The following is an 11093-nucleotide window of genomic DNA, read 5'->3' as shown; positions in this document are numbered from 1 at the left end:
AGGGGGAGCACCGGCGAGGCGCCATGCCCTTCTCAAAGAAAGAATCAGGAACTAGAGATCACCAATCCTGAAACTATCAATTTTTGAATGTAATATTTAAAGTAAATGTAAGTCTCGATGAAGTTTTGGAAACACGATCAAAAATGCAAATGTCATTCATATAAACATTAAAGGAACAGTAATTGGAAACAAACCTGACCGACGTCAGCCGAAGCATTCGGGTCGCCCGTCCCGCTCTCGTCAACTACCTGCTGTCGAGCGGATCTCTGGCATCGGCCGCCCTCTCGCAGCTGGTGACCTTCGCCATCCTGGCGCGCGCGTTCGGGCCGGCCGAGTTCGGCTTGTTCGTGCAGATTTCGGCCGTGACCGCAGTTGCGGTTCAAATCTGCGGCCTGGGCGCGTCCGATTGCCTGCTGCGCAGGGTCTCGCGCGAACCCTGGAGCTATCCGGGTCTGCTCGGTCACAATCTTCTGTTGATCGGCCTGAGCGGAGCCGTGCTCGTCATCGGCGGTGTCGCGGCGATGTCGTCCTGGGCCCGCCTGGGCTCAGGCCCTTCGGTCGACATACCGACCCTGGCGCTGCTGTTCTTCAGCAATGTCGTCCTCGTGCGGCTGATCCTGCTGGTCGAGACCGCCTTCCTCGGCCTCGGACGGGTTCATAGCGCCAACCGCGCGGTCGTCGGCTTCGCTGCCGCGCGCATGGCCACGGCCGTCCTCGCCTGCCTGGCGTTCAAGGTCTCGAGCCTGTCGGACTGGGCGCTCTGGCAGTGCGGCGGCAATCTTCTCTACGCTTTACTTGGAGCCATCTGGCTCTCGCCCCTCGGCCGGCCACGGCTCGCGATCCGGCGCGAGGAACTGCGCGCCGGCCTGCTGTTCGCATCGCAATTCGCCGCGCGGGCCATCCGCTCCAATGTCGACCTGCTGGTCATCGGCCTGTTCACCCCGATCGAGACGGTCGGCAGCTATGGCGTCGCGAGACGGATCATGGACGCAAGCTACCTTTCGATCGACGCGCTCAACCGGCTGCTCTATCCGCGCCTGGCGAGGGAGAGCCGCGACGGCCTGCATCTCGCCTTGCCCACGGCCAAGCGGGCCCTGCTCGCGGCGCTCGCCCTCGGCGTGACGACAGCGCTCACGCTGTTCATGCTGGCGCCCTGGCTTCCTGCCCTGTTCGGCCGTGACTATCACGATCTCCCGTTCTTCCTGCGCTGCCTCTGCGGCACCATCATCCTCGTCGGCGCCTGGGCGGCCGCGGTCGACCTGCTGGGCGCCTCGGGGCGGCAGGATGCGCGGGCCTGGATCCTGAACGGCGCCAACCTTGCGGGCAGCGTCGTCATCGCGGTCGCGACCTGGCTGGCGGCGCCGATCGGCACCTTCGTCGCGCTCTATGTCATCGACGGCGCCATCGTCATCGCAGCCTGGCTGGTCCTGCTCCGCCTCGCCCGGAAGAGCCGGCTGCAGGCGGCCGATCTCATCCAAGCGAGGCCTTAGATCGCGCTTTTCTTCAGAGGGAAGCACGCCGTCTTTCCGGGGCAGGCCGATAGGCCTGAGCCCGGAACCCAGAACCGATGCCTTCCCCGGAAATGCGGGTCGATCGCAGCATCCTCGCCACAACCGGCATCGGTTCTGGGTTCCGGGTCCTTCGCTTTGCGAAGTCCCGGAAAGACGGCGTACTTCCAGATCACGCCCTCATGATCCCTCGCTGACGACCCGGCTCTCGATCCAGGCCTCCGGCGCCTTGCGCGCCTGGACAAAACCGAGCGGCAAGGCAGCGGCATGGAACAGCCAGGCGACGACCGCATAGAGGCCGAGCGACAGGCTCTTCTGCCGCAAGCTCATGATGCTGATGATGCCGGCGGTCAGGGCAGCGTCGATCGCAAGCCCCAGGGCCGGGCTCGATAACACGAAGGGCAGCACGATCATCGCGGCCAGCCAGAGATAGACGACGGCCCAGAGCTTCAGCTCCGGCAACTCCGCGACCAGGCGCGGCCATTGCGGCTGGCCAAGCGCGGCGCGCAGCAATTCGCCGATGCCGCGCAGATAGCCTGACTTCCAGCGCCGCAGCAGCAGCGCATAGGCGTTGATCGCATGGCCGAAATGGCGGACGAAGCGGCGGTCGAGACGATGCAGGGTCCAGCCCTGCGCCCGCAGGCGCAGGCCGAGATCGAACTCCTCGTAGCCGTGCAGATTGCGATCCGACAGGTAACCCGCCTGCTCGACCGCTTCCCGGCGATAGAGGCCGCCGCCATTCATCCGGTCGATCGTGCCGATCCGGTTCTCCGGCGAGATCCGGCGCCCGCGCCTGACATGTTCGAGGCTGGTGTCGTTCATCTCCTCGACATGGCCGGTCACGCCGGCGGCACGGGGATTGGTTGAGAGAAAGGCGAGCGCTTCGGGCAGGAAGCCGGGATCGAGCAGCATGTCGCCATCCATCAGGCAGACGAACGGCTCGCGGCTATACTGGAAGCCGAGCTGGGGGCCAATGCCGCAGCTCGGCCGGATCGTCGGCTCGAGCTGGACCACCTGGACGGGGTAGCGCGCGGCAATGGCGAGCGTGCGGTCGCGCGAGCCACCATCGGCGACGATAACTTCGCCACCGATCCCATCGAGGGCCGCCAGCACGCTCTCGATCGCGGCGCCGATCCTTGCTTCCTCGTTGAGCGTCTTGAGGATGACCGAGACCGCCATCGCACCCGCCTCAGTGGAAATCGCCGAGGAGCCGGCTCCAGTCCTCGCCGGCGAGGCCGCCGACATAGACATCGCCGCGCGCGACCGCATCGTTGATCTCCGGAACCCGCGTCAGCACGGCGGCGAAGGCTCGGTGCCGGAAGACGAGCCAGCGCTGCAGCGAGAGCCCGGCCATCAGGGCGAACTGCGCACGGCCGCGCGCCTCGACATGGCCGGTCTCGTCGAGATGGCGAAACATCGCGCCGAGGACGGCGGGCTCCCGGCCAGGGAGCGAAAGCACGTTGAGGACATGCGCGCTGCGCCCCGGCGCCGCATAGTAGACGAAGCTGCCGATGATCGCCCCGGCACGATCGACGACGGCGCGGATCGCGAAGGCGCCGAACCGGGTGTTCTGCGCCGCCAGCGCGACCAGCCAGGAGAGCTCCTCTTCGCTCCAGAGCGGCCGCACGGCATAGTGGGCGACGAGCCGCGGCGCCTGCACGAGGAAATCCGGAACGGGCATCTCGACGACCTCGGCGGCCCCCGCTTCCGCCGCGTCCTGCAGCGGCAGCCGGCGCCGCAACAGGCTGTCGAGAGGACGCGCGAGGACGGATAGTCCGAAGCGCCTGCCACCCAGGAAACGCTCGGCGACGCGCCCGATGAGAGCGCCCACAGGGCGGAAGCTGCGCGCCCATTCCAGGTTCTGCACCGGGATCGGCCTGCCCCCGATCGCGAGGAGATGGTCGCGGCTCGCCGGCGAGGCACTGTCGCAGAAGGCGAAATCGGCGCGCCTGGGCCGCAAGGCGAGGATGAGCTGCGCCGCTCCGGCGGCCTCCTTCTCGGCATCGGTCATGAAGACGCCGAGCAGCCTCCCCGGCAGGACGGTTCCGCAAGCGACGAAACGCATCGGCACCGCCAGCAAGGCGCTGCGGATGCGCCCGTCCTGCTGCTCGTAGACCTGCGTGCCCAGCGTCTCGTCATGGGACGGAGACGCCAGGGCCAGGGTACACAGATAGTGCTGAAGCTCCTGATCCGCCGGCCTGTCCGCCCCCCTGAAGACCTTCAGGAACAACCGGGCGACTGCGGGCACATCCGCCCCGGTCATCGGCCTGACCACGCCCTTGCGCCCAGCACGCGCTCGAACGTCTATCGGCGACTCTCGCAACGACATCTAGGCCGCAATCGCCAAGGCCGGACCGCGCCTCGGGTTCGATGCAAGCACGCTGCGACCGGGCATCGTCATCTACCTCCTCGTAAAACCGGCGCCTCCGCGCCTCGAAGGGCGAGCCATGTCCATCTGGTTGGATCAGCTCTCTCTATACAACTTATACGTTTAAATCGTAATCGATGCGTAAAATGGAGATTGGGCTGCGGGGCACGCTTCCCTCGGCAGGTTCACTCGACAGAGCACGTCGGCCGCACCGCGCCGGTTCGATTGCCAAGCGCGGGCCAACTCCATATGTCCGGTGACGTCGGCTCTCCCGCCCGGCCAGGATTCTCGGTCTCGCTTCCATGACACGCGACATCGCTGCGCGGCGGCACCAGGCCATCCTCGCCACTCTCGACAAGCAGGGCTCGGTGACCGTCGAGGAGCTCGCCCAGTCGCTCGATGTCTCGCGCGAGACGGTTCGGCGCGATCTCAAGGCCCTCTCCGCAGGCGGCCTGCTCTCGGTGGTTCATGGCGGCGCGGTCCGGCACGAGCGTTCGGAGGCCTCCTTCGCCAGCCGCCGGACCGTGAACCGCGCGGGCAAGGAGAAGATCGCCGATCTCGCGGTCTCGCTGCTCGGTGACGGCATGACCGTCCTGCTCGATTCCGGCACCACGACCGAGGCCCTTGCCCGCGCAATCGCGCGGTCAGATCGCAAACGGCTGGTCGTCCACACCACCTCGCTCGAGAATGCGCGGCTGGCCAGCCGGCTGCCCGGCGCCCGCGTCTTCCTGATCGGCGGCGAGTTCGACCGCAACGAGGATGCGACGACCGGCGCCGAGACCCTGCGCGCAATCGCCCGCCTCTCCGCCGACATCGCCTTCATCAGCGTCGGCGGCGTGGATCCGGATGGGCACCTGACCGACTACACCCGTGCGGGGGCGGCGATCCGCAGCGCGCTGCTGGGTGCAGCCGAGCAAGGCTTCCTGATGGCCGACGCCAGCAAGTTCGGGCTCGTCCTGCCCAGCCGCATCGGCAGCGAAGGGCCCTGCGCGGGCCTCCTGGTCGATCAGGCTCCGCCCGCGCCCATCGCCGCGAAACTGGCGGAACGAGGGGTCGCAGTGCGCATTTCCTGATTTGCCCGTTTTTGTGGTTTTTTGTTGTTTTATGAGTCGAGAGCGCTAGACTGCCTCCATCGCGGAGGCGCTCATGTCCATTCCCACTCAATCTCGCGTCGTCATCATCGGCGGCGGCATCATCGGCTGCTCGCTCGCCTATCACCTGACCAAGCTCGGCTGGCGCGATGTGCTGCTGCTGGAGCAGGGCCGCCTGTCCTGCGGCACCACCTGGCATGCGGCCGGCCTCGTCGGCCAGTTGCGCAGCCAGTCCAGCATGACGCGGCTGATCCGCTATTCGACCGAACTCTACGCCTCGCTCGAGGCCGAGACCGAACTCGCCACCGGCTGGAAGCGCTGCGGCTCGGTCTCGGTCGCCCGCACGCCCGAACGGATGACGCAGCTGCGCCGCACGATCTCGGCGGCCCGCGCCCAGGGCGTCGAGATCGAGGAGCTCAGCCCGAAGGAGGCCGGCGACAAATGGCCGGTGATGCGCACCGATGATCTCGTCGGCGGCGTTTGGCTTCCCGGCGACGGCAAGGCCAATCCGTCCGATATCACCCAGGCCCTGGCGCGTGGTGCCCGCAACGGCGGCGCGATCGTGCGCGAAGGCGTCCGCGTCACCGGCGTCGAGACGCAGAAGGGCCGGGTCAAAGCCGTGCTCACCGACCAGGGCCGCGTCGAATGCGAGGTGCTGGCGATCTGCGCCGGGCAGTGGTCGCGTGAGGTCGGCCGGATGTGCGGCGTCTCGGTGCCGCTGCATTCGGCCGAGCACATGTACATCGTCACCGGCAAGATCGAGGGCGTAACACCGGACCTGCCGGTGATGCGCGATCCCGACGGCTACACCTACTACAAGGAGGAGGTCGGCGGCCTCGTCATGGGCGGCTTCGAGCCGGACGCCAAGCCCTGGGGCATGGCGGGCATCCCCTACCCGTTCGAATTCCAGCTCCTGCCCGACGACTGGGACCAGTTCGCGATCCTGATGGAGAACGCGCTGCAGCGCGTGCCGGCGCTGGAGACGGCCGAGATCAAGACCTTCCTCAACGGTCCCGAGAGCTTCACGCCCGACAACAACTTCCTGCTCGGCGAGGCCCCGGAGGTCGCCGGCGTCTATGTCGGCGCGGGCTTCAACTCGATGGGCATCGCCTCGGCCGGCGGCGCCGGCCGCGCACTCGCCGAATGGATTGTCGCCGGCGAGGCGACCAGCGATCTCTGGCCGGTCGACATCCGCCGCTTCGCCGACTTCAACAACAACCCGGCCTGGCTGAAGGATCGCATCAAGGAGACGCTCGGCCTGCACTACGCCATGCCCTGGCCCAACCGCGAGCTCGACACCGCCAGGCCGTTCCGGCGCTCGCCACTCTATGATCGCCTCGCCGCCAAGGGCGCCGTCTTCGGCTCGAAGATGGGCTGGGAGCGCGCCAACTATTTTGCCCGCAGCGAGGACGAACGCACGATCCGCTACTCCTTCGGCCCACAGAACTGGTTCGAGACGGTCGCTGCCGAGCATCGCGCCTGCCGCGAGGCGGCCGGGCTCGTCGATATGAGCAGCTTCGCCAAGTTCCTGCTGCAGGGGCCGCAGGCCGAAGCCGCGCTGCAACGCCTTGCCGCCAACGACGTCGCCGTGCCGGTCAGCACCTCCGTCTACACCGCTTTGCTCAACGGACGCGGCACCTTCGAGAGCGATCTCACCGCCGCCCGCATTGCGCCCGACGCCTATCTCCTCCTCACCGGCACCGCACAAGCGACCCGCGACGCCCACTGGATCCGGCGCCAGCTTCCCGTCGGCGTGACGCTGACGGATGTGACCTCGGCTTATGCCGTGCTCTCGCTCGCCGGCCCCAAGGTGCCGGAGATCCTGGCTCGCGTCTCGCCAACCTCGTTCGATCTCGCCGACTTTCCGGCCAACGCCATCCGGCAGATCACGATCGGCTATGCCACCACCTGGGCCTGCCGCCGCTCCTATCTGGGCGATGGATTCGAGCTCTATGTGCCGGTCGAATTCGCAGCCGCCATCTACGATACACTGCACGGGGCCGGCGCCGAACTCGGCCTCGTCGATGTCGGCTACTACGCCGTCGACTCGCTGCGCATCGAGAAGGGCTTCCGCGCCTGGGGACGCGAGCTGACGCCGGACATCAATCCATACGAGGCCGGGCTCGGCTTCGCCGTGAAGCTGAACAAGGGCGATTTCGTCGGCCGCGACGCCCTCACCGCAGCCCGCGCGGCCCCGCGCACAAAACGGTTGGTGGCGCTTGTCGGCCCTCGCCCGAACGGCCAGATGGCCTGGGGCGGCGAGGCGATCCTGGCCGACGGCAGGCCGGTCGGCGAGATCACCTCGGCAGCGTTCGGTGCGAGCCTGGGCGGCATCGTCGCCCTGGGCTGGGCGCAGAGCGACGAGGCGATAGACCAGGCCTGGCTCGATGCCCGCAGCTGGACGATCGACCTCGCCGGCACCACGGTCCCCGTCACCGCCAGCCTCGCCGCGCCGCTCGACCGCGGCCCCTAGAGCGTGTTGAGTTCCCACGGAACCACCACCGTCATCCTGGGCGAGCGAAGCTCGGCCCGGGATCCATCGTAGAGTGCGACGCCCTACGATGGATCCCGGAGCTGCGCGGCTTCGCCGCTTGTCCAGGATGACGAAGTGGTTCCGAGGAATATCCGCATTCCCTAGACGATCCCGCCCTGCTCGCTCGGAGCCCTCGCCTCACGCAAACATGACATTACGCGTCTGCGCCCGCAGGCGCGGATCGTGCGAGCGGATCTGCACCGGTTTCCCCTCCAGGACCTCGAAACAGCGCGCCAGCGTGTCGTCGGAGAGCCGCTGCATCGCCTCGCTGGTGAAAAAGGTCAGGTGCGGGAACAGGATGACGTCGTCGCGCCCGAAGAGCAGGCTGAGCGGATGGCCTTGCCGGGCGAGCGGTTCCTGGCTGTAGACATCGAGGCCGACACCGCCGAGCCGCCCGGCCAGCACCGCCTCGACCAGCGCCGCCTCGTCGATCAGCGCGCCGCGCGAGACGTTGACGAGGATGGCGCCGGGTTTGAGGCAGGCAAGCTCCGCCCGGCCGACGACATGGCGGGTCGCGGCGTTCAGGACGCAATGCAGCGAGACGAAGTCGCATTGCCGCAACATCGCGTGGAGGTCGCAGGCCTTCTCGATCCCCGAAGCGGCCATGGCGTCAGCGCCGATATGCGGATCATAGCCGAGCATCCGCGCGCGAAAGCCCTGCCCCGCCATCCGCGCCATGCTGCGCCCGATCCTGCCGGCACCGACGAGCCCGAGCGTCGCGCCGGCAATGTCCCGGCCGAGCCAGCGCTGTGCCGGCCAGATCCAGCCCTCGCTCTGCATGGCGCGGCCGATCTCCGGCATCCGCCTGGCGAGCGCGATCATCAGGGCGAAGGCGCCTTCGGCGACCGTCTCCTCGGCATATTCGGGTACGTTGACGACCGGGATGCCGCGCGCCATCGCCGCCGGAATGTCGATCGCGTCGATGCCGACGCCGTATTTGACGATGCCCTTGAGCCGCTTGGCGGCCGCAATCACCCGCGCCGTGATCGGCGTGTAGCACATCAGCAGAAGGTCCGCGTCGGCGACCTCCCGCGCCAGCGCTTCCTCGGAAATACCGTCGGGCAGCGTGATGAGCTCGACGCCCCGGGCGCGCAGGCCGGCGTCGATCTCAGGGCACTCCAGCTCGCGGTCAGTGCGCACAGCCTTCATCACCGTCCCCTCAACCCGCCAGGATCGCCTGCTCGACAATGTCGAGCGCCTGGTCGAGTTCGGCGCGCGTGATCACCATCGGCGGCGACAAGGTGAGGACGTTGCCCTGGCTGATCTTGAAGCTCAGCCCGCCTTCGAGGCAGCGATAATAGACTCGTTCGGCGAGAGCATTGTCGGGCGTGAAATCGGCGCGGTCTTTCACCAGCTCCACCCCGAACAACAGGCCGCGCCCACGGACATCGCCAATCGACGGGCAGCGCTCGCTGAAGTTCCGCAAGCGGTCCATCGCATAAGCGCCGAGCTCGGCGGCCCGCTCCGTCAACCCTTCCTCGCGGATGATATTGATCGTCGTCAGCGCCGCGCGGGTGGTGACCGGGTTCTTCTCATGCGTGTAGTGGCCGATGGCGTAGCCGCCGGCAACGTCGAGATCGCGGCGGGCGATGACGGCGGCGATCGGCAGGATGCCGCCGCCCAGCGCCTTGCCGAGCACGACCATGTCGGGCTGCACCCCGTCATGCTCATGGGCAAAGAAGCGCCCGGTCTTGCCGAGCCCGGTCGGGATCTCGTCGAAGATCAGCAGCGTGCCATGCCGGTCGCAGGCCTCGCGAACGCTCTTCCAGAAGCCCGGCGCCGGCGGATAAGGCGTCGCCCGCATCGGCTCGGCAACGACGGCGGCGATGTCCCCTTCTTTCGCGAGCACATAGGAGATCATCCTGGCGCAGGCGCGGGCCGAATCCTCCAAGCTGTCGTGGCCATAGGCGCAGTTGCGCGTGCCCCAGGGCGCGACATGCTCGGCGCCGGACAGAAGCGGCCCGGCGATGCCGGAGCGGAAGGTCGCCTCGCCGCCGACGCTGGAGGCACCGAAGCCGGCGCCGTGGAAGGCGTCCCAGAAGGACAGGGTCTTGAACCGGCCGGTCGCGGCGCGGGCGAGCCGCAGCGCCACCTCGATCGCATCCGAGCCGCCAGTGGTGAAGAGCACCTTGCTCAGATCGCCCGGCGCCAAGAGCCCGAGCGTCTCGGCGAGCTCGACCGCCGGCTCGCAGGTGAAGCGGCGCGGCGAAAAGCAGAGATCGTCGAGCTGCGCCTTGATCGCTTCCTTGAGGCGTGGGTGCCCGTAGCCGATATGGTGGACGCTGTTGCCATGGAAATCCATGTAGCGCCGCCCCATCGTGTCCTCGATCCAGATGCCCTCCGCCCTGGCGATGGCGGTGAGGCAAGGACTGGACAGGCTCTGGTGCAGGAAGGCGGCAGAGTCGCGCGCCAGCAGGTCGCGCGTCGCCTCGTCGCCGATGCCGGCGTTCCAGCCGCTGCGGGCCGCAGAGGTGTTGGACTCGCCCTCGGTGTGAACGATCGCAGAAGCTTCGGCGCGCATGAGGAGTTCCCGTTTCACGCCCCAGCACGGCGCGACGGGAGGCAGAATGGCGGCAACCGAATGATCTGAAAAATCGTTAATTCATATCTTCATATAAATTCTAGCGATATCATGCCCACTCGCTCCGAACGGGTCTTCCTCGCCATGCGCTATGTCCAGCTCCGTGCCTTCCACCAGGTCGCGCTGTCCGGCGGCTTCTCGAAGGCGGCGCAGGCGCTGCACCTCACCCAGCCGGCGATTTCCGACCAGGTCCGGCGGCTGGAGGAGGAATACGACGTCGCTCTGTTCAACCGACGCCATCGCCAGATCGTCCTGACCCCGGCGGGCCATCGGCTGCTGGCCGTTACCCATCGCCTGTTCGGCGCCGAAGGCGAGGCGCTGGAGCTGCTGCAGGAGGAGCGCTCGCTGCGGACGGGCTCGCTGCGGATCGTCGCCGATTCCGTCCAGCACGTGCTCGACGTGCTCACCGCCTTCCGTGAGCGCCATCCCGGCATCCAGGTCAGCGTCGCGCGCGGCAATACCGGCAGCATCATCGAGATGCTGACCGGCTACGACGCCGATATCGGCGTGCTCGGCGAACTCGGCGATGAGCGCCCCTTCGCAGTTCTGCCGCTCAACATCTCGCCGATCATCGCCTTCGCCGCCCGCAGCCACCCGGCCGCCGCCCGGGCGAGCCTTTCGCTGGCGGAGCTCGGTGACTGGCCGCTGATCATGCGCGAGCCGGGCTCGCGCACCCGCCAGATGCTGGAGCAGCGGGCAGCAGAGGGCGGCATCGCGCTCAGTTACGCGGTGGAGGCGGAGGGGCGCGAGGCCGTCCGGGCGATCGTGGCTGCGGGCGGCGGGATCGGCTTCGTCTCAGCGGCGGAATTCGGCGAGGACGATCCGCGCCTTGCCCGCATCGCGCTCGACGGCCCGCCGCTCCTGATGCGGGAGACGCTGATCTGCCTGCATGACCGACGCAACAGCAAGGCGATCCAGGCCTTCTTTGCGACCGCACGGGCATTGCGTGGAATCACGCCGTCATCCTGGACAAGCGCCGAAGGCGCGCAGCTCCGGGATCCATCGTAGGGCT

General features: G+C 67.7%; 8 protein-coding genes. 4 read left to right on the top strand and 4 right to left on the bottom strand.

Annotated elements, in window-relative coordinates; all coding sequences use genetic code 11:
* The first annotated feature begins 182 nt into the window (after nucleotides 1-182).
* Nucleotides 183-1490: a lipopolysaccharide biosynthesis protein gene (locus AC1DS0_RS05335; protein ID WP_476813345.1), complete on the top strand. Its 1308-nt coding sequence runs from the start codon at nucleotides 183-185 to the stop codon at nucleotides 1488-1490.
* A gap of 198 nt (nucleotides 1491-1688) precedes the next feature.
* Here the strand turns inward: AC1DS0_RS05335 and AC1DS0_RS05330 are convergent, their stop codons facing one another.
* Both AC1DS0_RS05330 and AC1DS0_RS05325 read right to left on the bottom strand, forming a co-directional pair.
* Entirely contained in the window at nucleotides 1689-2687 is a 999-nt protein-coding gene (locus tag AC1DS0_RS05330; protein ID WP_476813344.1) for a glycosyltransferase family 2 protein, read from the bottom strand.
* A gap of 10 nt (nucleotides 2688-2697) precedes the next feature.
* Nucleotides 2698-3783 carry a GNAT family N-acetyltransferase gene (locus AC1DS0_RS05325; RefSeq protein ID WP_476813343.1) on the bottom strand — a complete coding sequence of 362 codons (1086 nt, stop codon included), beginning with the start codon at nucleotides 3781-3783 and terminating at the stop codon, nucleotides 2698-2700.
* 395 nt (nucleotides 3784-4178) lie between these two features.
* Here AC1DS0_RS05325 and AC1DS0_RS05320 point away from each other — a divergent pair, with 395 nt between their 5' ends.
* Entirely contained in the window at nucleotides 4179-4949 is a 771-nt protein-coding gene (locus tag AC1DS0_RS05320; protein WP_476813342.1) for a DeoR/GlpR family DNA-binding transcription regulator, read from the top strand.
* Nucleotides 4950-5022: 73 nt separating this feature from the next.
* Entirely contained in the window at nucleotides 5023-7440 is a 2418-nt protein-coding gene (locus AC1DS0_RS05315) for a GcvT family protein (RefSeq protein ID WP_476813341.1), read from the top strand.
* Between the two features lie 198 nt (nucleotides 7441-7638).
* On the opposite strand, the gene AC1DS0_RS05310 is transcribed toward AC1DS0_RS05315, so the two are convergent.
* Both AC1DS0_RS05310 and pbfA read right to left on the bottom strand, forming a co-directional pair.
* Nucleotides 7639-8649, bottom strand: coding sequence for a 2-hydroxyacid dehydrogenase (locus AC1DS0_RS05310; RefSeq protein ID WP_476813340.1), 1011 nt, complete (start codon nucleotides 8647-8649; stop codon nucleotides 7639-7641).
* 10 nt (nucleotides 8650-8659) lie between these two features.
* Nucleotides 8660-10021, bottom strand: coding sequence for a (R)-1-hydroxy-2-aminoethylphosphonate ammonia-lyase (pbfA, locus tag AC1DS0_RS05305; protein WP_476813339.1), 1362 nt, complete (start codon nucleotides 10019-10021; stop codon nucleotides 8660-8662).
* 144 nt (nucleotides 10022-10165) lie between these two features.
* Between pbfA and AC1DS0_RS05300 the strand changes: the two genes are divergently transcribed.
* A complete protein-coding gene (locus AC1DS0_RS05300; protein WP_476813551.1) occupies nucleotides 10166-11089 on the top strand; it encodes a LysR substrate-binding domain-containing protein in 924 nt (307 codons plus the stop codon).
* Nucleotides 11090-11093 lie beyond the last annotated feature (4 nt).

The organism is Allobosea sp. P4_H5 (assembly GCF_056400825.1).
This window is presented reverse-complemented; position numbering and strand designations above follow the sequence as displayed.

Coding starts and splice junctions, on each gene's coding strand:
- AC1DS0_RS05330 (WP_476813344.1), bottom strand. CDS start 2,687: ATGGCGGTCTCGGTCATCCTCAAGACGCTCAACGAGGAAGCAAGGATC.
- AC1DS0_RS05320 (WP_476813342.1), top strand. CDS start 4,179: ATGACACGCGACATCGCTGCGCGGCGGCACCAGGCCATCCTCGCCACT.
- AC1DS0_RS05315 (WP_476813341.1), top strand. CDS start 5,023: ATGTCCATTCCCACTCAATCTCGCGTCGTCATCATCGGCGGCGGCATC.
- AC1DS0_RS05310 (WP_476813340.1), bottom strand. CDS start 8,649: ATGAAGGCTGTGCGCACTGACCGCGAGCTGGAGTGCCCTGAGATCGAC.
- pbfA (WP_476813339.1), bottom strand. CDS start 10,021: ATGCGCGCCGAAGCTTCTGCGATCGTTCACACCGAGGGCGAGTCCAAC.
- AC1DS0_RS05300 (WP_476813551.1), top strand. CDS start 10,166: ATGCGCTATGTCCAGCTCCGTGCCTTCCACCAGGTCGCGCTGTCCGGC.